We start from the raw sequence: 22,276 nt of genomic DNA, 5'->3' as shown, positions 1-22,276 counted from the left end.
GGGTGATCGCACGCGGCTTCGCCGGCCTCTGCCGGCGGAGCCGTTCGCGGCCCTTGAACGCAGTCGAACAGGAAGCCTTACCGCATGAAACCCGCATTCTGGGCGCGCCGCGCCCACAAATGGATCGGCTTGGTCGTTGGTGTGCAGGCACTGCTGTGGATGATCAGCGGCGTCTACATGACCGTTGTTTCACTGGACATCATTCATGGCGATCACTTGGCGCATATGCAGGAAGCGCCTTTGGATGCCACGGCGCAACGCATGGATCCGGCCGCATTGGCAGACCGTTATCCCGGCATCACGTCGTACCGATTGAAGCGCCTGCACGGCAAGGAGGTTTTTGAGCTACGCCAAGGAGACCGCAGCTTGTTGCTGGATGCTGTCACTGGTGCGCGTGTCAGCCCTTTGGACAAAGCCACGGTGCGGTCGTTGGCTATGTCGATCTACCAGGGCGATGCCGGTGTGCGCAGTGTCGAATGGATCATTCGCGCGCCGCAGGAAGTCGCTACCCGGCCGGTGCCGATGTGGGCCGTGCACTTCGCCGATCGCGGCGATACCACGCTCTATTTCTCGCCGGACACCGGCGCATTGTTGGCGCGCAGGCACAGTCTGTGGCGCTGGTTCGACTTCTTGTGGATGTTCCACATCATGGATTATGAAGAGCGCAGCGACGTCAACAACAACCTGCTGCGCGTGGCCGCTGCCATCGGTTTGTGTCTGGCGCTCAGTGGCGTCTGGCTGTTGTTCTACAGCTTCCGCCGGAGGACCGCCGCATGACGCCCTGGATGCGGAAGATGCATAAATGGCTAGGCTTGCTTGTCGGCTTGCAACTGGTGCTGTGGATGACCAGCGGCCTGATGATGAGCCTGCTGGATCACGACAAGGTGCAGGGGCATACGTTCCGTGCACACCCCCATCCGGATCGCCCGCTGCCACGGGGACTGCTTTCACCCACGAGGGTTGTTGCGGCATCGCCGGCACCAGTGCTTAGCTTGTCGGCGAGATGGCTGCTGCAGCGCCCCGTCTATGAATTGGTCAGCGAGAAAGGTACTCGCTTGATCGATGCTGTCAGCGGCCGCGATATTGCCGTTGATGCGACGCTCGCGACCGCATTGGCGGCGGCGTCCTACACCGGCGATGGGCGTCCGGCACCGGCGCAACGCCTGGACAAGACGCTGGAAGCACGCGATCACGAAGGACCATTGTGGCGGGTGGATTTCGCAGACGCGGAGGACACCACCGTCTACGTTTCCGCTCAAAACGGTACCGTGCTGGAGCATCGCAACCGCACGTGGCGCTTGTTTGATGTGTTCTGGATGCTGCACATCATGGACTACACCGGGCGGACGAACTTCAATAATCCGCTGGTAGTCATGATGGGTATTGGCGGGCTGTGGCTGGCGCTGTGTGGCATCTGGTTGTTGGTCGCCAGCTTCCGCCTAAGCGAATTCGTTCCCCAGCGCTGGCGGCGCGCACGCGAACTGGCGGTGTTCGATCCGGACGGCACCCGGTTGCGTACAGTCGACGCGCCTGCGGGTGACAGTGTTTATCTGGCGCTGGCGCGGCAGGGGCTGCAACTGCCGTCCAACTGCGGTGGCGGGCAGAGTTGCGGTTTGTGCGAGGTGCGCTTTCGTGGCAACGCGCCGGAACCCACCAGCGCCGACCGCGCACATTTGACCGAAAGCAAATTGAAGTTGGGTTATCGGCTGGCCTGCAATCTCCGCGTCGATGCTGACACTCAGGTGGAGGTTACCGGCGGTGCGGGGTTGTGGACGGAGCACACGGCTACCGTGGAGAGCGTGCGGGCGGTAACGCCGTTCCTGCGCGAGATCGTGCTGAAAGCGCCTCCCGTCGCTACGTCCGATTTTCGCCCAGGCGCCTATCTGCAGATCCATGTGCCGGACTATTCGCTAAGCAAGCACGACATTGCCCATCCCGAGCACCATCGCGACGAATGGTCGGCGTTGGATCTGCCACCCACGCTGACCAACAAGGAACCGGTGCGGCGTTCGTATTCCTTGTCGTTGCCGGTCGAGAAAGCGGGCGGCCATCTGACCTTGCTGGCGCGTTTCAGCCCGGGCCGCCAGGACAAGAAACGCCAGCCGGCGGGTAAAGGCTCTACCTATCTGTATGCGCTGAAAGCCGGCGACCTTGTCCGGTTTAGCGGGCCGTTCGGCGATTTCGCACTCAAGCCCGGCGGCCGCGAGAAGATATTCATCGGCGGCGGGGCGGGCATGGCGCCGCTACGCGCGATGGTGCATGCCTGTCTGGATGCGGGCGCCAGTGAACGCATTCATTTCTGGTACGGCGCACGCCACCTGCGTGAAGCGCCCTACGTGGAAGAAATGACAGAGCTGGCTCGCCGCTATCCGAATTTCAGCTGGCACTTGGTGCTGTCGGAAGAGGCCGAATGCGGCGCAGGGCTATTGAAGGGGCTAGTGCACGAAATCGCGCACGAGAAGCTGCTTCGCGACCATCCCGATCTGCATGCCTGCGACTTCTACCTTTGCGGACCGCCGGCGATGTTGTCGGCCACCCGGCAACTGTTGCAAAGGCTGGGCGTGGCGGAAGAACGGATTGCGTTTGATGATTTTAAGATATAGCAGCGCCGTTTTCAGGCGTGGCTTCGCTTTTGTAGGAGCGGCGTCCCGCCGCGAGCTCTTCCTGTCAGGTCCGAAGAGCCAATGAAGCCTGCTGTTCGCCATCTAGGCGCGCTGCGGCGCGTTCTTGACCGTGTTCATTGAGTGGCTATCGGGGCGCGGAGCGGCGTCCCGCCGCGAGCTCTTCCGTCAGGTCCGAAGAGCCAATGAAGCCTGCTGTTCGCCATCTAGACGCGCTGCGGCGCGTTCTTGACCGTGTTCATTGAGTGGCTATCGGGGCGCGGAGCGGCGCCCCGCCGCGAGCTCTTTCTGTCAGGTCTGAAGAGCCATTGAAACCTACTGTTCGCCGTCTGGACGCGCTGCGGCGCGTTCTTGACCGTGTTCATTGAGTGGCTATCGGGGCGCGGAGCGGCGTCTCGCCGCGAGCTCTTCGCTCCTATCGCGATCTGAAGGAAAGAGCTCGCGCCGGGACGGCGCTCCTACAGGGTTTCGGCTCAATGCCCGTGATGTGCGTAGTCGCTCAACTGGCCTTGCTTGTCGACGGCAGATACCACGTACGGCTGCACCCGCCCATCCGGAACTTCCATGCCAGGTGAACCCAGCGGCATGCCGGGCAGCACCAAACCCTTCACGTCAGGTTTCTCCGCCAGCAAGCGCTTGATGTCTGCCGCGGGCACGTGGCCTTCCACAAAGTAGCCGCCGACTTCCGCGGTGTGGCAGGACATCATGCTCGGGGTGATTCCCAGGCGCTGCTTCACCGGCTGCAGATCGTCGGAATTGCGGACTTCCACTGTGAAGCCGGCACTTCGCAAGTGATCTGCCCACGCTCCGCAGCAGCCGCAGCTTTCGCTTTTATGCACGAGCACCTTGGGCAGCGTCTTGGTTGAGGATGAATGCGAAGTGGAAGGCTTTGCCGGTGCGGTCGATGCTGCTTGCGCAGAGGCCAGCGGCAGAGTTCCGCTGGTGGTCTTCGCAATATCCATCGCGGAGTTTTGAGCAGCGCCGCAAGCGGATAGCAAGATCGCGATTGTGGCGATGGCGGTGGAACGAGCGATTACTGAGGGAAACATAGGAGATTCCTTTTCACTTGACTGCAATTCGATATGGTTAGAAAAACGGCTTGGTACCGAAGGTTTGTTCGTACAGAAAACCGTCGTCATCCCGGCGAAGGCCGGGACCCTGCGACTTTGACCATCCGGAGTGCAAGGCACTGGGCCTCGGCCATCGGGATGACGACGGAGAGTTTCATTGGGAACTAATGCTGATGCCCATCATCGGCATGGTCATCATGAGGTGCCGACGAAGTATCTTTCTTTTCCGGTTGCGAACCGGAATCTGTTTTTGCTTCCTCATGCGAATGCGGTGCCGAGTCGGTGTGTGGATGAGTAGCGGGCTTCTGGTCACCATGATGACCCGCGTCGCTACCCATGCCTTTGGATTCCGGCATCGCTTCGCCACCGCCATGCGAATGCCCGCCACTCTGCGCCACCATTGCCTTGTATTGCTCAGGATTCAACTCAGGTAGTTCCTGCAGAAACGCGGCAAGATTCCAGATGTATTCGTCCTGCATGCTCTTGCCCCAGGCGGGCATGCCGGACGATTTAATGCCGTGCTTGATCGCCCAGAACGCTTCCGCTGGCGAGGTCGCCATCTTGGTCAAATCGGGCGGGGCAGGGTAGAGGCCCTGGCTGAGCTCGGTCGCCGCCATGCCCGGGGCCAGATGGCAGCCCGCGCACATGGCCTGGTAGTTGCCGGAGCCTTGAACGACACGTGTCGGATCGCTCAGGTCCGGAACCTGGAGTGAAGCGGCGCGTGTCTTGATGGAGCGATCGCGGACGGTTTCGAGAAGTGCATAGACCGGGCGCGTGTGCGGTGCATCCGCGCCGACATCATAAGCACCCGACCAGACGAAACCCGAAGTCGCCACCACGACGACGACTACCAGGCCGAATAGCACGAGCAATGTTCTGCGTTTGGTTGATGACATCGCGAAGTCCTCCGTCAGAACCAGATGCGTAAGCCGGCGATCACGCGCGTATCGCGCACGTCTTCGCCCGCGGCACGGTGGTAATCGGCGGTGTCTCCGAAGGCGCGTTCGTGCACGACGCCCACGTACGGCGCGAAGCGGCGGTTGATTTCGTAGCGCAGCCGGAGGCCGGCCTCGATAGTGTTCAAGCCCGATCCGTTGCCGTACTCCGGTTCGTCCTTCGCCGATAGGCGCGCTTCGACCAGCGGTTGCAGGATCAGCCGGTTGGTCAGCAATAGTTCGTACTCCACTTCAACGGTGGCAGCGATCTGTCCCGATTCGCCCACGTAAGCGGTCGCTTGAACTTCGAACTTGTATGGCGCCAGCCCTTGCACGCCGAACGCCGCCCAGCTGCGCGAGTCGCCGGGGCGGAACTCATGTTTCACGCCCGCCACCACATCCCACCAGGGAGAAACACTGCGGCCATACAGCACTTCAAGATCGGAAGCTTCGGTTCGCCTGTCTTCGCGTTCGCCTTCGCTGCGCAGCCACAGGCGATTCAAATCGCTACCGATCCACGCGCTGCCTTCCCAGGCTTGGCCGTTGCCATGATCGGCATCCCAGGTTTCCAGACGATTGAACAGCACCATGGAGTTGATGCTGGATGCGTGTTCCATCGCATCGTGATTGACCGGTGCAAAAGCAGCGGCGCGGTCGGCATCGGTGATTTCGGGAATCGGTTCAATGGGCTGCTGCGTCACGCCGCTGCCATGGCCCATCGCCGCGTGATCGACCGTAGGCTTGCTCTCGGCTGGTTGCCCGTGCCCCATCTGCGAATGATCCATGCCACTGTGGTCTGCGTCTTTGTCGTCCATGCCGGAATGATCCATCTTGGAATGGTCCATCTTGGAATGATCGACCGGCTCGACGGGAGGCGATTCCTTGGTCTGTGTGCCGTGTTGCGTGTGGTCGGTGGGCGTGGGTTGTTCTGCCGGCTCCGGCGTCGCGGCCTGGTGCTGCGAATGGTCATGCTGCGCCAACGCATTGCCGTGAATTGCCAAGGCGAGCGCGGCGGTCAACAGCTTGAGGGAGATCCGAATGGACATGTTCATTCCTCCACCCTCACTTCCCGCATCATGCCGGCTTCCATGTGGTAGAGCAGGTGGCAGTGATAGGCCCAGCGACCCAACGCATCCGCGCGTACGCGGTAGCTGCGGCGAGTGCCCGGCGGCATGTCGATGGTGTGTTTGCGCAGATGGAACTCGCCATTCTCGTCTTCGAGATCACTCCACATGCCATGCAGATGTATGGGGTGCTGCATCATGGTGTCGTTGACCAGCACGATGCGCATGCGCTCGCCGTAGTTCAGTCGCAATGGCTCGGCGCCGGCAAAGGGAATGCCGTCGAAGGACCAGGCGAACTTCTCCATATGCCCGGTCAGGTGCAGTTCCACGGTGCGGCTGGGCTCGCGACCGTCGGGGTCGGAGAACAGGCTTTTCATGTCGCCATAGGTCAGCACCTTGCGGCCGTTATCGCGCAGACCGATACCGGGGTCGGAGAGTTTCGGGTCGCTGGCCCCCGACTGCATGTCGATCAGCGGGTTGCCGGTTTCGCTGGCCGGATGCACCGGCGCGGCAGCACCGCCGCCACCGCCGTGCGCACCGTGGCCGCCGCTCTTGCTGCTCATGCTTGCGCCGCAACTGCCTTCGGCCATGTTGGCGCCGCAACTGCCTTCCATGCCTTTATGTCCACCTGCATGCGCGCCGCCGCCCATGTCATGGCCCATATCGCTCATGGTCAGCAGCGGGCGCGGATCGCGCGCGGGTATGGGCGCTTCCAAGCCCTGCCTTACCGCCAAGGTGCCGCGTGCATAACCGGTGCGGCCCATGTCCTGCGCGAACAGCGTGAAAGCATCCTGTCCGCTGGGCTCGACAATGACGTCGAAGGTTTCCGCCACCGCGATGCGGAACTCGTCCACGGTCACCGGATGGATGTATTGGCCATCAGCCGCCACCACGGTCATCTTCAGACCGGGAATGCGTACATCGAAATAACTCATCGACGAACCGTTGATGAAACGCAGCAGCACCTTTTCGCCGGGGCGGAATAGCCCGGTCCAATTGCCGGACGGCGCGGTGCCGTTCATCAGATAGGTATAGGTGTGCGCGTTGATGTCGGAAATGTCGGTGGGCGTCATTCGCATGCGCCCCCACATGCCGCGGTCGCTCAGCGTTTCACTGAGTCCATCACGACGCACATCACGCACGAAATCGCCTACGGTGCGTTTGTAGTAGTTGTCGTACTCGGGCATTTTCTTCATGCGCCGAAACAGCGCGGCCGGGTCCATGTCGGTCCAGTCCGACAGCAGCACCACGTGTTCGCGGTCATGGCGATACGGTGGCGGTTCGCGCGGATCGATGACCAGCGCGCCATAGAGCCCGGCTTGCTCCTGGAACAGCGAATGGCTGTGGTACCAGTAGGTACCTGATTGCTTCACTTCGAACTTGTACTGATAGGTCTGGCCCGGCGGAATGCCGTTGAAGCTCAAGCCCGGCACGCCGTCCATGTTGGCTGGTAGCAGGATGCCGTGCCAGTGGATGGAACCATCGACGTCGCGCAGACGATTCGCCACGCGCACGGTAACGGTATCGCCCTCGCGCCAGCGCAGGATAGGCGCGGGCAGGCTGCCGTTGACGGTGATCGCCGGGCGCACCCGGCCGGTGAAATCGACCAGCGAGCTGCCGACTGCAAGATCGAATTCCGTGCCGGTGAGTGTCTGCACGGGAAGGGTGGCGGCGTTGGCGGCGAAAGCCGGCGCGCGCGCAAGGCCCAGGCCCGCGGCCACGCCGCCAATAGCCAAGCCGGTGACAAATTGCCGGCGCGAAGGCTTGAACGCCGGATCGGGTCCAAAGCCGAAAGGATCGGAAGACATTGTTGACTCCATGATTGCCTGTGGGGGTTTTCGGCCATGTCGCGCAAGAGCGCGGATTGACCGGCACTGGAGCCCGCGACGCGGATTCCAGCGCACACACGTAAGAAAGCCGCCAAGAAGCGGCCAACAGGCTTAGCCGATGGGAGGTCGCTGCAGGTGCAACAAAGCGGGAGACAGGTGCTGGGCCGGGCGATAGGCCGGAACGTGGCTTCGCACCAGCATCGGCGAGCGTAGCCAGAACGCCAGGCTGGTGGCAGGAACATGCTGGGCGCAGACGCAGTCGCACTGGTCGGTCTGGCAGCAGTTGGAATCGCCATGGCCATCGTGGCCGGCAATGCTGTCCTTCAGCGGAACAGGGTCTTGGTCAGTCATGTCGCCCATGGCGCCATGACAGGGCGGCGCATCGTGCGCGGCCGTGTTGTGGTCGACAGTGTCGCTGGCGACCGATGCGCCGGCCAAATGCATCTGCGTAGCCGCGTACGCGTAGCCCGATCCGTTGAAGATCAGGACAACGCTGAGCAGCACGCGTAGAAGAATGGCGGGAAGCGACGACATGGTGCGCATACTTTAACTCGCGGGCCGCTGAAATATGCATTTGGCGGCTGAATGATGGGTGGAAAACCCTGGAGTTGGACTAGGGTTTGGTTGCTGGCGGCTTATCTTTTCTTCTTTCGTGGGAGCGTGGTTTTCCCTTCTCCCGCTGGGAGAAGGTGCCCGGAGGGCGGATGAGGGAATGGCAGTGACTTGCCATCTGACTTCGCTACAAACGGTCCTCTCATTCCCTCATCCGTCGCTGCGCGCCCCAGCTCTGCGCAGCGCGCAGAGCGTTCAGGCATGCACGAGCCAATGGCTCGTAAGCCGCATGTCTTCACCCCAAGGGGAGAAGGGAAGGGCATGCTCTTCCTAAGGGGGAGGGCACCTCGCGACGCCAATCCTCAGGTGAATGCGACAATACGCCGCCCCCAAGTCCAAATCAGCCCATGTCCACAACCCCCACATCCGGTCCCGGTCCGGCACTGTGCACCGAAGAAGAGGTTTCACGCCTGGTGAACGACTTCTATGCGCGCGTGCGCCAGGATGAGCAGCTCGGGCCGATCTTCGACGCGCGTGTCCACGACTGGCCCACACACCTGGCGCAACTGACGGATTTCTGGTCGGCCGTACTGCGCGGTACGCGACGCTTCCGCGGAGCGCCGGTGCCCAAGCACATGGCCATACCGGGGTTGTCGGCGGAATTGTTTCTGCGTTGGCTGGACCTGTTTATGCAGACCACAGCCGAATGCGGCAACCCCGCGATGCGCCGCGAAGCCAATGCGGCGGCCCAGAACATCGCGGACAACCTGTGGCAACGATACCAATCCAATCGCGATCCTTTCGCCACGCCACAGCCGTTGCGTCCAGTCTCGCTACTGCCCATCGTCGGTACTTAGCCGGCCAGATCGCACCTTTCAAACGCTTGCCTCATGCCCCATGCTTTACGGTCAGTGTGATTTACCCACCGAGTGACGAAATGAAGAATTCGACCGCTGTCGCCTCCGCTCATCCGGTGGGTGTGAAAAATGCCTCGGATGCGACCGAAGCAAGCACGGTCCTGGCGGCTGATGTTGGGGGCACATTCGCACGCTTGGCGTGGGTGACGTTGATTCCCGGGGAAGCGCCGGTCGTTCGCAACTTCCAGAAATACGCATGCGCCGAATATCCCAGCCTGGCATCGATCCTGAGCGAGTTCTCCGCCGAAACCGCACCTGATCTCGACGCGCCCAGCCCCAGCAGCGCGGTAGTCGCGATAGCAGGATTGTTGGAAGGCGATCATCTTCTGAATACCAATCTGCCGTGGCAGGTTTCGGTGGCCAGCACAACGGCGGAATCCGGTCTGGAACACTTGCAGCTGATCAACGATTTCCAAGCGATGGCCTACGCCATTCCGCATGCGGATCCGCGGAAAATGAATCGTTTGGCGGGCTCTGGCGATCCACTGGCGGGATGGCCGGCGCTGATATTGGGGCCAGGTACCGGACTGGGTGCGGCACTGAGGCTGGGAGGCGAGCACACGGCGGTTTTGTCCAGCGAGATCGGACATTCCGCGTTGGCCGCGGGCAACGAACTGGAATTGGACGTGGTGCGCTTACTGATGCGCCGCTACGGGCACGTGGACAACGAGCGCGTACTGTCCGGCCCGGGCTTGGTCAACTTGTACGGGTGCCTGTGCGAACTGCGCGGTGCGTCGCCACAGTGGGGGATGCCACAGCAACTGATCGAAGCGGCACAGTCCGGGCAAGATCCCATCGCGGAAGAGAGCCTGCACGTATTCTGCGAATGGCTGGGCAGCCTGGTGGGAGATCTTGCCATTGCATTCGGTGCGAAGGCTGTTTACTTGTCCGGCGGCATCACCAGCCACATCACGGAATTTCTTCACGACGGCCGCTTCCAGCAGCGCTATCTCCGCAAGGGCGCATTATCGGCTGCACTGCAGCAAGTGTCTGTGTGGCGCGTCGATCATGGGCAGCTGGGCGTGATCGGTGCTGCGGCATGGTATGCAGAGCACCGGTAACCGCTTCTGGTAAATCGAGCGTTGCAGCTTCGCTGCAGTGCCGCATGAAAGTTCTGACACTTTCATGTAATGCGAATGGAGTAGGGCGCCACAATCAGTGCAACGCAGGCATGGATATTCGAACGAATCACCGCACCTACGCACGCGTATGGAAAACGGTTTGATGTAGATCAAGGTAAAGTAGCGTTTGCGTCGCCACTGTGGCGCTTTCCTATCGGCCGCTTCCTTATTGGTGATCCCTTGATGACAAAACCTTCGTCGCTCGATCGTGAGCAATTGTTGAGTTGCGCTCGCGGCGAGATGTTCGGCCCCGGCAACGCGCGGTTGCCGGCACCGCCCATGCTGATGTTCGACCGCATCACGCACATCTCGGAAGAGGGCGGAAACTACGGAAAGGGCGCCATCCACGCTGAACTCGACATCGATCCTTCACTCTGGTTCTTTGCCTGCCACTTCGAAGGCGACCCCGTAATGCCAGGCTGCCTGGGACTGGATGCCATGTGGCAGTTGGCCGGCTTCTATCTGCCATGGCTGGGTGGAACCGGGCGCGGACGTGCACTAGGCGTTGGCGAAGTGAAATTCGTTGGACAAGTGCTGCCCAATGCCAAGGTGGTTCGTTACGAGATCGACGTGCGTCGCGTGGTGCGCGGCAAGATGACGCTGGTGCTGGCCGACGGGCGCACCTTGGTGGATGGCCGCGAAATCTATACCGCCAAGGATCTGCGCGTGGGTCTGTTCTCTTCGACCGAAGGATTCTGAGATGCGTCGCGTAGCGATTACAGGAATGGGCATCGTGTCGTGCCTGGGCAACGATCTGGACAGCGTCTCCACATCATTGCGGGAGGGGCGTTCTGGCATCACGTTCCAACCCGACTATGCCGAGATGGGCTTGCGCAGCCAGGTGGCGGGGATTCCGAACATTGATCTGGAAGCGGAAATCGACCGCAAGCAAAAGCGTTTCATGGGCGATGCCGCGGCATACGCGTATGTCGCCACGCGTGATGCGATTGCCGATGCGGGTTTGTCGCCGGAGCAGGTGAGCCATGTCCGCACCGGCGTGATTGCCGGTTCCGGTGGCGGATCTCCGGAATGGCAGATCGAAACAGCCGATCTTATGCGCGCGCGTGGTGTGCGCAAGGTCGGTCCGTATATGGTGCCGCGAACCATGTGCTCGACCGTATCGGCGACGTTGGCGACCGCGTTCTCCATCAAGGGCGTGAGCTATTCGCTGTCGGCGGCGTGTGCGACTTCGGCGCATTGCATCGGTGCCGGTGCGGATCTCATTCGTTCCGGTCGGCAGGACATCGTGCTGGCCGGCGGCGGTGAAGAAGTGCATTGGGGCATGACCTGTCAGTTCGACGCGATGGGTGCGCTTTCCACCGGTGCTAACGAAACGCCCGAGATCGCTTCTCGTCCGTACGACGCGAACCGCGATGGCTTTGTTATCGCGGGCGGCGGCGGCATGGTGGTGCTGGAGGACCTTGAGCACGCTCAGGCGCGCGGTGCACGCATCTATGCGGAGCTCGTCGGCTACGGCGTCACGTCCGATGGCGCTGAAATGGTTGCGCCGTCCGGCGAAGGCGCCGTGCGCTGCATGCAGATGGCGATGGACGGTGTGTCGGCTTCCATCGATTATCTGAACACCCACGCCACGGCAACGCCGCTGGGCGATGTGACGGAACTGGATGCCGTGCGCGCTGTCTTCGGCAACGACATTCCACCGATCTCATCGACCAAAGCGCTATCGGGGCATTCGTTGGGCGCGGCCAGCGTGCATGAGGCGATCTATTGCCTGCTGATGATGCGCGATGGTTTTCTGGCCGGGTCGGCGCATATCAGTGAATTGGATGAACGTGCGGCGGACTATCCGATACTGCGGGCCAGCCGGGATGCGTCGGTGAATACGGTGATGTCGAATAGTTTCGGATTCGGTGGCAACAACGCGACGTTGGTTTTTTCGCGGGTTTGATGTGACCCAACGACAGATAGAAGAGGCAAGGTAGGAGCGGCGTCTCGCCGCGAGCTCTTTTCTGTCAGGTCCCGATAGAAGCAAGAGCTCGCGCCGGGACGGCGCTCCTACATATACATGCGTCGCCTGTGCCTGTGCATGCGCACCGCTGGTAGAGGCTATTCGCTCACCGTCGCCACAACAGGCGAAGTCCTAGCGCCCCAAAGCGCATAGAACAAAACATACAGCTCGCAAACCGCGGTGAGCAGGAACGCCTGCTGCAATCCATAACGGTCGGCCAACCAGCCTTGCACAACGACCAGCGCGCCGCCGGCGATGGCCATCACCAGCAGGCCGGAGCCTTCTTCGGTGAGCGGCCCCAGGCCTTTGATGCCCAGTGTGAAAATGGTGGGGAACATGATCGAGTGGAACAGTCCCACCGCGATCAACGACCACATCGCCACAGCACCGGTAGTGAATACCGTCAGCAGCATCACCACGAACGCACCGATCGAGAATATGGCCAGCACGGTTTCGGGTGCTATCCGGCGCATCAGCAGGCTGCCGGCGAACCGGCCCACCATCATTCCGCCCCACAGCAGGAACAGATAATTGGATGCCTCCGCGTGGGTAAGGTTGCCGATGTGCGGTTGCGAAACGAAGTTGATGAACAGGTTCGACACGCCGATTTCGGCGATCAGGTAGATGAAGATCGCCGGGATGCCGAGCACCAGATTGCGGTGGCGCCATAGCGAATGCAGGGAGCGCTCTTCGCGCGTGGCGCGTTGGGTTGCCTGGCCGAGCGCGGGTAGCTTGAAACGGGCGATCACCACTGCCAGCAGCACCAGCGTTATCGCGACGATCAGATACGGCAGTTGCACCGACTGCGCATCGGCCAAGCGCTCGGCCTGCGTCAGCACTACCTCGCCCTTGGTGGTGCCCGATGCCGAGCGCCCGAGAATCAGGTAGCCGCCGAACAGTGGCGCCAGCGTGGTGCCGACCGAATTGAACGCCTGCACCAGGTTGAGCCGCGAAGATGCCGTCTCCGGTGGACCGATGACGGCGACGTAAGGATTGGCGGCGACCTGCAGCAAGGTAATACCGCTGGCGATCACGAACAATGAGGTCAGCGTAATGCCGTAAGACGGCAAGCGCGCGGCCGGGATCATGCCCAGCGCGCCGACCGCCATGATGACCAGCCCGATAACCAGCGCACGCTGGTAGCCGACTCGCTCTATCAGTTTGGCCGACGGCAATGAAGCAAAGAAGTAGGCAATGAACCACACCGACTCGATCAATGTTGCCTGGGTATATGTCAGGCTGAAGACGCTGCGTAGATGCGGCAGCAACGTGTTGTTGATGACCGTGATGAAGCCCCACATGAAGAACAGTGAGGCCAGCAGCGTCAATGCGGCGCGGTAGGAAGGCGAGCTGCCGACATGCGGCGCTTGCGCGGAAGTCCGGGTCGCCGGTCCTGCAGGTCCTGCCATTCTGGGTTCTTCTCTCTACGTCGGATGACAACCATGTATGCGCCACCGCATCGACTGGCATTAACCCAGCCGTCGCGCAGACGCTTCGCCGGAAATCGCTGCGGTGCGGCTCCCAAAGAATAGGCAGGGCAGGGAGCGCCGCACCAATCATTTAAATCGGGCGAGCTATATCGCAATTGCAATGACGCACTGCGGGGAAGCCGGAACACCGGTGACGGGAGCAGGAAGCTGGAATCGAGAAACCGGTATCAACAACACTCATTTGATCCTGCAACGGACGTAGCCCGGATAAGCGAAGCGCATCCGGAGGGCGTTACACGGAACCTGTGCGTTCCCCGGGTGCGGCCTTTGGCCTTACCCGGGCTACTTGCTATATCGCAATTGCAATGACGCACTGCGGGGAAGCCGGGAGATAGGTAGCCTGGATAAGCGAAGCGCATCCGGGGGGCTTTGCACGGAACTCGCACATCCCTGGGTGCACCCTCCGGCCTTACCCGGGCTGCTTACTACTTGCTTGCTCTCCGAAGCAAGAGCTCGCGCCGGGGACGGCGCTCCTACAGAAGCTTGCTGTTGCCGTTGTAGGAGCGGCCTCTGGCCGCGAGCTCTTCTTATGAGGTCACGGTAGAGGCGAAGCACTCGTTTGTTCGCCCTCTGGGCGCGCTGCGGCGCGTTCTTGATCGTGCGGACCGAATGGCTATCGAGGCGCGGTGCGGCCTTTGGCCTTACCCGGGCTACTTGCTCGCGCCGGAGCCAGCGTAGCCCGGATAAGCGAAGCGCATCCGGGGTGCATTGCAAGGAACGTATGCGATGGTCGCTGATGGCACTCGACTAAAGTCTGACGTTCGATGTGCCGTAGATCGAGAACAGAAAAACTGGCTCTTTACGCACCAGCATCGTGCAAGGGATATCGTAAATCGTATTGGTAAATGTATTTACTGATCGGTGCATGTCCAACGTACTAGATGAGTTGTAAGCACGCTCGCAGAAAACTCTCAGTTTTCTCTCATTACTCTGAACATGCATCGCGTGCTGCACGCATGCACAATCGTGTTGAATCGATGCACGCGAATCGCACGCAAGTGATATCTAAAATATTCTAAGTAGACAAATGCAATTCGAGTCACAGTAATTTTTATTCTCAGCGGATAGAAATGCACGGGCGATTTCATATGCGATAGCGGATATGAAGTTCGACAGGGGGAACATGGAAGCTACCAACGTCTTCGGTGCCGGAAATCCGTCGGTGCCTATCAATAATGCGGTCACTTCGACGAGCTGCGGTTGCACGGCCACGTGCATGCGGGGGTCGATAGCCGCTGCCACAGCTTCCGACCTTGGGTCCTGCTCGATCCCCATAGCTCAGCGGTCGGATCGCGGGCCCGCGTGGATGACAGTCGCATTACAAAGGCGCGGCACTGGAACAAGTCACCGGTTGGCGCTCCAAACTGAGCGTCACCGTGCGTGCGTCGACGGCAGCCTTCGATCCGCCGCCGCGTCAGCGCAGGACATTCTCTGGGCCAAGCGCTCCCCTTTATCGCAGCGGATCGAACCCGATCCCGCGGCAGCGCGACGCCTTGAGCATCTGGATGTCACGCGCAGTTCCCATAGCCGGAGCTGGCGAATGCGCGCGCTGCATCGGCCATGGCTGCCAGCGCGAACGCATAAGCAACGCCACATCGTCTTGTCTGCGGACCACCGCATTCGTTTGCCACTAAGGAATAGGTAATGAACAAAATCTACAGCGTGGTATGGAACCGTTCGCTCAATCAGCTGGTGGTCGCTTCGGAGCTGGCCTCGCTTGGAGGCAAGACATCGGGTGGCGGACGGAAGGCGTCACGTCCGGGGGTAACGTTGCGCGCCGGAGTTACCGCCGTGCTGTTGGCGATGGGCGGATTGGGGTGGGCGTCGATGGCGCAAGCACAGGTGAGCTGTGCAGCGGCGCCGTACAACAACTACAGCGGCAGCACGATGTGCGCGGGTTTACTGTCTCAAGCGACGACAGGCGGAGGCACTGCTGTAGGTTATAACGCCCAAAGTACGGCGCTGAATGCCACCGCTATCGGCTATCAGGCCATCGCCTCTGGGGTTAATGCCGTTTACCTGGGTCCGCGCACCGCTCCTGGGACAGGTGCGCTAGGTGGGGGTTCCATCGCAATCGGAACGGATGTGGCCGCTACCGTCGGCAACACCGTCGCCATCGGCGTTCAGGCAAGCGCAACAGGTACCGGTGCCGTGGCCATGGGTACCTCATCCAAGGCGTGGGGCAACCAGGCGATCGCATTCGGCCTGGGCGCGAACGCGGGCGTCCAGGCCAACACCGCGTTGCCCAACGACATCGCAATTGGCGTCAATGCGCGCTCTACCGGTGGTTTCGGCGTCGCGCTCGGTACTACCGCCACTGCGACTGCCGATAGCGGTACTGCAGTCGGAAACGCGGCCGCTGCCAGTGGAATTAGCGCCGCCTCCTTCGGCCACAATGCGAACGCAGCCGCCCAGAACGCCGTCGCGGTAGGTTTCCAGGCTCATTCCACCGGCATCAACTCCCTCTATCTGGGTTCCCGAAGCATCGCGGGTACTGGCGCGCTGGCCAGCAGTGCCGTCGCAATTGGCCAGGACGTGACCTCTTCTGGTGTCAATGCGGTTGCCATTGGCGTCTTATCCAACGCGAGTGGTGCCGATGCGTTCGCCGGCGGTCGTCAGGCAACAGCATCCAGCGACGCAGCCACTGCCGTCGGCAACGCCGCCCGGGCGCTAGGGAACAGTTCGCTCGCGCTCGGAGCGCAAGCGCTCGCTATCGGAGCAAGCACGGTTGCAGTCGGCCAGGGTTCCGGCGCAGGCTCGACGGCTGCCAATACCGGTTCGATCGCGGTGGGTGTTGCCACCGGAGCGCTGGTCACCGGCGCGCAGAACACCGCCATCGGCGGAGGCATTGCTAGCGTAATGCGCGGCGCAGGTTCGGGCGTCACCGGCACGCGGAACGTCGCCTTCGGCGTAGGCGACGGCACGGTCACTTACGATGGCACGCTGCAGGCTGCGGCTGGCAGCCTGGTAAGTGGTAATGACAATGTCGCCATTGGCACCAACGCGGGTATCGGCGTCGCGAGCAACGCAACGACGTCGATCGGCTTGAATGCAAATGCCAGCGCCACCAATGCGATAGCGATGGGCACGAATGCCATTGCCAATTCGGCTGATGCGGTTGCCATCGGCACCGGGTCCACGGCGACGGGAGGTAGAGCGGTCGCGATCGGTGCCGGCAACGTCGCCAACGGCAACGGCGCGGTCGCCATCGGCGATCCCAATACCGCCACCGGCAACGGCGCCATCGCATCGGGCCTGGACAACACCGCCACCGGCAATGGTTCTGTCGCGATGGGCAACACCAATATGGTCGGCGGTGGTGGCCAAGCGGTGAGTACGCCGGGTACCGCGGCGCAGGGCGCGGTGGGTATCGGCTATCAGAATCAGGTGATCGGGCAGGGCAGTGTCGCGATCGGCAGCACCAGCCGCGCGCTGGCCGCGGGTGCGGTCGCTTTCGGTGATACGGCGGTGGCCAACAATGCGCGAGATGTAGCGTTGGGCTCGGGCTCGGTGACGGGCATTGCCGTGGCAACACCCAGCACGGTGATCGATGGCGTGACCTACAACTTTGCCGGTACCAATCCGACATCCACCGTGAGCGTCGGTGCACTCGGTACCGAACGCACCATCACGAATGTTGCCGCCGGCAGTATTTCCGGTTCCTCGACCGATGCCATCAACGGTTCGCAGTTGTACGCGACCAACCAGGCGATCGAAGCCGTCGCCACGACCGCCACGGCCGGCTGGAACATCACCGATGGCACCAACAGCGGCAACATCGCACCGAACGAGACGTTGACAGTGGCGGCCGGCAGCAACGCCACGGTGGCCTACAACGACGCCACCGGCACCATGACGGTGGGCGTGGTGGCCGACCCGACTTTCAACAGCGTCACCGTAGGCGACACCGTCATCAACGACGGCAGCATCAGCTTCACCAGCGGCGGCCCCAGCATCACCAATGTCGGCATCAATGCGGGCGGTACCACCATCACCAACGTAGCAGGTGCAGTCAACGGCACCGACGCGGTCAACCTGGATCAAGTGACTAACCTGGTGGATGGTGTGGCAACGCACTATTACAGCGTCAACGACAACGGCGTGCAGGGCGGCAACTACAACAACGACGGCGCCAGCGGCATCAACGCGTTGGCGGCGGGCGTGGGCGCCAGTTCCACGGCGGCGCAGGGTGTGGCGTTGGGCAACAACGCCAGCGTGACCATCGATGGCGGCGTGGCGCTGGGCTCGGGTTCGCTGTCCGACCGCGCGCTGGCGCCAGCATCCGGCAACATCATCGCCGGCACCGGCCTGGTGCCGTACAACACCAGCGACAAGACCTTGCTGGGCGCGGTGTCGGTGGGCACCAACACCACCTACCGCCAGATCACCAACGTAGCCGACGGTACCCAGGCCCAGGATGCGGTGACGGTTCGTCAGCTGCAGGGTGCGATCACCTCGGTGACGGCAACCGGTACACGCTACTTCCACGCCAATTCGGTGGCGGCGGATTCTCTCGCGGTCGGTGCAGAATCGATCGCCGTCGGCCCGACCACTATCGTCAATGGCGACAACGGCATCGGCATGGGCAATGGCGCGTTGGTGCAGCAGACGGCGCCGGGCGGTATTGCGATTGGCCAGAGTTCGGAAGTCAGCTTCGCCGACGGCATCGCGCTAGGCACCAATGCCACCTCCAACGGCATTCAGTCGTTGGCGCTGGGCGCAGGCTCGACCGCTAACGAACCCGGCAGCGTGGCACTGGGTTCTGGTTCGGTGACGGCGGTGGCGGTACAGACATCCAGCACGGTCATCGACGGCGTGACCTACAACTTCGCCGGCACCACGCCGACCAGCACGGTCAGCGTTGGAACGGTGGGTGGCGAACGCACCATCACCAATATGGCCGCCGGCCGGATTTCCGACAGTTCCACCGATGCGATCAATGGCTCGCAGCTGTATGCGACCAATCAATCCATCGAGAACCTCAGCAATCAGGTTGAATCGAGCGCCATTCACTACTTCAGCGTCAACGACAACGGCGTGCAGGGCGGCAACTACAACAACGATGGCGCGACAGGGTTGAACTCGATCGCTGCTGGACCAAATGCGGTTTCGGCGGCGGCAAACAGCGTTGCCATCGGCAATGGCGCTACCAATCAACAGGTGTTGCCTGCCGGTGGTTCGATTGCCATTGGCGCTTTGGCGCATACCCTCAGCTCGAACGCGACAGCGATTGGTTTCGATGCTGATGCGTCTTCCATCGGAGCGATAGCGCTCGGATCCTCGACGTCGGCAGGGAACGCTTATACCGTCGCCATAGGATCGGGATCGAACGCAGGGGGAGCCAGTGCAACAGCGGTCGGGGGCATCGCTATCGGTGGCGGTGGATCGTCAGGCGGGAGTGGCAACCCTGCTTTGGCATCGGGAAGCCGAGCAATCGCCATCGGGCAGAACACGATTGCCTTGGCGAATTCGGTTGCGCTGGGATACCAGGCTGTGGTCGGCAGCGCTTCTTCACTCGCTATCGGTCATGCCGCCACTACGGGCGCAACTGGCGTGAACGTCGCCATCGGCAACCTGAGCACGGCCAATGCAGGCACCGCCACCGGTGGCGCGGTATCGATCGGCCGCGGCAACGTGGCTAACGGCGACGGCGCAGTGGCTATCGGCGATCCCAACACCGCCACCGGCAACGGTGCGGTAGCCCAGGGTATGGACAACACCGCCACTGGCAATGGTTCGGTGGCGATGGGTAACACCAATATGGTGGGCGGTGGCGGCCAGGGGGTCAGCACGCCTGGCACCGCGGCACAGGGCGCGGTAGGCATCGGCTTCCAGAACACCGTGGTCGGACAGGGCAGTGTGGCGATCGGCAGCACTAGCAGCGCGCTGGCGGCGGGCGCGGTGGCTTTCGGCGACACGGCGGTCGCCAACAACGCGGACGACGTGGCATTGGGTTCTGGTTCGGTGACGGACGTTGCAGTGGCAACAGCCAGCACAACGATCGACGGCGTGACCTACGGCTTTGCCGGCACTACGCCGACCAGCACGGTCAGCGTGGGCGCATTCGGTACCGAACGCACCATCACCAATGTTGCCGCCGGCAGGATTTCCGGCACCTCCACCGATGCGATCAACGGCTCGCAGTTGTATGCGACGAATCAGGCGATCGAAGCGGTGGCCACGGCCGCCAATACGGGTTGGAACATCACCGATGGCACCAACAGCGGCAATATCGGCCCGAGTGAAACGCTGACAGTGACGGCAGGCAACAACGCCACGGTGGCCTATGACGACAGCACCGGCACGATGACGGTCGGCGTGGTGGCCAACCCCAGTTTCAACAGCATCACCATTGGCAATACGCTGATCGACAACTCCGGCCTGACCATCACCGGCGGCCCCAGCATCACCAACGTCGGCATCAATGGTGGTGGTACGACGATCACTAATGTCGCGGCCGGCGTTGCAGGCACCGATGTGGTCAACGTGGACCAGTTGAATCAGACCGTGGCGGCCAACCTGACACGTTACTACAGCGTCAACGACAACGGCGTGCAGGGCGGCAACTACAACAACGACGGCGCCAGTGGCATCAACGCGTTGGCGGCGGGCGTGGGTGCCAGTTCCACCGCAGCGCAGGGCGTTGCGCTGGGCAACAATGCCAGCGTGACCACCGATGGCGGTGTGGCGCTGGGTGCGGGTTCGCTGTCCGACCGCGCGGTGGCGCCGGCGACCGGCAACATCATCGCCGGAACCGGGCTAGTCCCATACAACACCACCGACAAGACCTTGCTTGGCGCGGTGTCGGTGGGCACCAGCACCACTTACCGCCAGATCACCAACGTGGCCGACGGCACCGAGGACCAGGACGCGGTGACGCTGCGGCAGCTGCGCAACGGCCTGAGTTCATTCGCGGTCACACCCATCCAGTACTTCCATGCCAACTCGACGGCAGACGATTCGCTGGCGATCGGTGCTGAGTCCGTGGCCATAGGCCCGTCCACCGTCGTCAATGGCGACAACGGCATCGGCATGGGCAACGGCGCACTGGTGCAGCAGACGGCGCCGGGCGGTATTGCGATTGGCCAGGATTCGACCGTCAGCTTCGCCGATGGCATCGCGCTGGGTACCAACGCGGTGTCCAACGGCATCCAATCGCTGGCGCTGGGCGCAGGCGCCACTGCCAATGAACCGGGCAGCGTCGCGCTGGGCGCGGGGTCGGTGACGTCGGTGGCGGTCGCCACGCCCAGCGTGGTGATTGGCGGAACCACCTATAACTTTGCCGGCGTTACGCCCACCAGCACGATCAGCGTGGGCGGGGTGGGTAGCGAGCGCACCATCACCAATGTGGCCGCGGGCAGGATTTCCGACAGCTCCACCGATGCGATCAACGGCTCGCAGTTGTTCGCTACCAACCAGGCTATCGAGAACCTGACCAACGCGGTCAATGCTTCCGCAACGCATTACTACAGCGTCAACGACGGTGGCGTGCAGGGCGGCAACTACAACAACGATGGCGCCACCGCCACGGGCGCCATCGCATCGGGTGTCAACGCCGGTGCCACCGCTACGAATGCGGTTGCCATCGGCACCGGTGCGACGTCGGGCTTCGCCAACAGCGTCGCGCTGGGCGCGGGTTCGGCCACCGCCGCCGCGGTGGGTACTGCCAGCGCGACTATCGCCGGCACCACCTACAACTTCGCCGGCGCGACGCCTACAGGAACGGTCAGCGTAGGCGCTACCGGTGCCGAGCGTACCGTCACCAATGTCGCGGCGGGACGGATCAGCGACACCAGCACCGATGCGATCAATGGCAGTCAGTTGAATGCCACCAATCGGGCGGTCAACCTGATCGATGGGCGCGTTACCAATCTGGAAAGCTCCATCACCAACATCGTCAACAACGGCTCCACTCCCAATTTCCAGGTGGGTGGCGGCAACACCACGGTGGCGACGGCCAGTGGCAGCAATTCCACCGCGGGCGGCTCCGGCGCGGTGGCTTCCGGCAACAACAGCACGGCGATAGGTGGCAACAGCACGGCGTCGGCCGATAACAGCACGGCGATAGGCAATGGCGCCACGGTGACTCATGGCAACAGCGTGGCGCTGGGGTCCGGTTCGGCCACCACCGTGGGCGCGCAGAACAACTACAACGGTGCCTATGTAGGCAACAGCAGTTCGACCGGCGAAGTGAACGTCGGCGGTCGCACCATCACCGGCGTGGCGCCGGGCATCGCCGGCACCGACGTAGTCAACGTCAATCAATTGAACGCAGGTGTGGACCAGGCCGTGACCCGCGCCAACCAGTACACCGACAGTCGCTTGGCCCAGTTGGACAATGACGTGTGGACGCTGGAGCGCGGCTATCGCGGTGCGACATCGTCGGCGATGGCCATGGCGGGTCTGCCGCAGGCGTACCTGCCCGGCAAGAGCATGGTCGCAGTGGGCTTTGGCGGATACCAGGGCGAATACGGCATGGCCTTCGGTCTGTCGGGCATCACCGAGAACGGCCGCTATGTCTACAAGGCGCAAGCCAGCGGCAACACCACGCGCGATTGGGGCTTCTCGGTGGGCGCGGGGATCCAATGGTAATTCCTCTGCGTCGTCCCGGCGTAGGCCGGGACCTAGCGACTTAGAACCACTGAAAGCGAAAGGCACTGGGTCCCGGCCTGGGCCGGGACAACGGCAAACCAGACCTTCTACCCGGC

At 62.2% G+C, this 22,276-nt stretch carries 13 protein-coding genes; 7 read left to right on the top strand and 6 right to left on the bottom strand.

Going from position 1 to position 22,276, the window contains the following annotated elements:
- Window positions 1-84: 84 nt before the first annotated feature.
- Complete coding sequence (locus AADW18_RS03350; protein ID WP_337341923.1) at window positions 85-777, top strand: PepSY domain-containing protein; 693 nt, start codon at window positions 85-87, stop codon at window positions 775-777.
- A gap of 17 nt (window positions 778-794) precedes the next feature.
- Window positions 795-2,603, top strand: a complete 1,809-nt coding sequence (locus AADW18_RS03345; RefSeq protein ID WP_337341922.1) for a 2Fe-2S iron-sulfur cluster-binding protein — start codon at window positions 795-797, stop codon at window positions 2,601-2,603.
- Window positions 2,604-3,094: 491 nt separating this feature from the next.
- On the opposite strand, the gene AADW18_RS03340 is transcribed toward AADW18_RS03345, so the two are convergent.
- From AADW18_RS03340 to AADW18_RS03320, 5 genes are all read right to left on the bottom strand, one after another.
- A complete protein-coding gene (locus tag AADW18_RS03340; RefSeq protein WP_337341921.1) occupies window positions 3,095-3,670 on the bottom strand; it encodes a DUF411 domain-containing protein in 576 nt (191 codons plus the stop codon).
- 185 nt (window positions 3,671-3,855) lie between these two features.
- The gene (locus tag AADW18_RS03335; protein WP_337341920.1) at window positions 3,856-4,587 is read right to left on the bottom strand and encodes a cytochrome c; all 732 of its coding nucleotides are present in this window, start codon (window positions 4,585-4,587) and stop codon (window positions 3,856-3,858) included.
- A 14-nt stretch (window positions 4,588-4,601) separates the two neighbouring features.
- On the bottom strand, window positions 4,602-5,678 hold the full coding sequence (locus tag AADW18_RS03330; protein WP_337341919.1) for a copper resistance protein B: 1,077 nt from the start codon (window positions 5,676-5,678) through the stop codon (window positions 4,602-4,604).
- Window positions 5,675-7,498: a copper resistance system multicopper oxidase gene (locus tag AADW18_RS03325; RefSeq protein ID WP_337341918.1), complete on the bottom strand. Its 1,824-nt coding sequence runs from the start codon at window positions 7,496-7,498 to the stop codon at window positions 5,675-5,677. Before AADW18_RS03325 ends, AADW18_RS03330 begins: the two co-directional genes overlap by 4 nt.
- Before the next feature lie 132 nt (window positions 7,499-7,630).
- Window positions 7,631-8,053 carry a CopL family metal-binding regulatory protein gene (locus AADW18_RS03320; RefSeq protein ID WP_337341917.1) on the bottom strand — a complete coding sequence of 141 codons (423 nt, stop codon included), beginning with the start codon at window positions 8,051-8,053 and terminating at the stop codon, window positions 7,631-7,633.
- 425 nt (window positions 8,054-8,478) lie between these two features.
- On the opposite strand from AADW18_RS03320, the gene AADW18_RS03315 reads away from it, so the two are divergent.
- The 4 genes from AADW18_RS03315 (at window position 8,479) to fabB (ending at window position 12,018) form a co-directional block, all read left to right on the top strand.
- Window positions 8,479-8,928 (top strand): group III truncated hemoglobin, encoded by a 450-nt coding sequence (locus tag AADW18_RS03315; RefSeq protein ID WP_337341916.1) that lies wholly within the window; start codon window positions 8,479-8,481, stop codon window positions 8,926-8,928.
- 80 nt (window positions 8,929-9,008) lie between these two features.
- Window positions 9,009-10,049, top strand: coding sequence for a glucokinase (locus tag AADW18_RS03310; RefSeq protein ID WP_337341915.1), 1,041 nt, complete (start codon window positions 9,009-9,011; stop codon window positions 10,047-10,049).
- Between the two features lie 243 nt (window positions 10,050-10,292).
- Window positions 10,293-10,808, top strand: coding sequence for a 3-hydroxyacyl-[acyl-carrier-protein] dehydratase FabA (gene fabA, locus AADW18_RS03305; protein WP_337341914.1), 516 nt, complete (start codon window positions 10,293-10,295; stop codon window positions 10,806-10,808).
- A gap of 1 nt (window position 10,809) precedes the next feature.
- Window positions 10,810-12,018 (top strand): beta-ketoacyl-ACP synthase I, encoded by a 1,209-nt coding sequence (fabB, locus tag AADW18_RS03300; RefSeq protein WP_337341913.1) that lies wholly within the window; start codon window positions 10,810-10,812, stop codon window positions 12,016-12,018.
- A gap of 158 nt (window positions 12,019-12,176) precedes the next feature.
- On the opposite strand, the gene AADW18_RS03295 is transcribed toward fabB, so the two are convergent.
- Window positions 12,177-13,487 (bottom strand): sugar MFS transporter, encoded by a 1,311-nt coding sequence (locus AADW18_RS03295; protein ID WP_337341912.1) that lies wholly within the window; start codon window positions 13,485-13,487, stop codon window positions 12,177-12,179.
- Between the two features lie 1,725 nt (window positions 13,488-15,212).
- Between AADW18_RS03295 and AADW18_RS03290 the strand changes: the two genes are divergently transcribed.
- Window positions 15,213-22,160 (top strand): ESPR-type extended signal peptide-containing protein, encoded by a 6,948-nt coding sequence (locus AADW18_RS03290; protein ID WP_337341911.1) that lies wholly within the window; start codon window positions 15,213-15,215, stop codon window positions 22,158-22,160.
- The last annotated feature ends 116 nt before the right edge of the window (window positions 22,161-22,276 follow it).

Origin of the sequence: Pseudoxanthomonas sp. CCNWLY206-1 (genome assembly GCF_039710385.1) — a bacterium.
GTDB lineage: Bacteria > Pseudomonadota > Gammaproteobacteria > Xanthomonadales > Xanthomonadaceae > Pseudoxanthomonas_A.
Note: the sequence above shows the minus strand (reverse complement) of the source record. Positions and strands in the feature narration are given on the sequence as shown.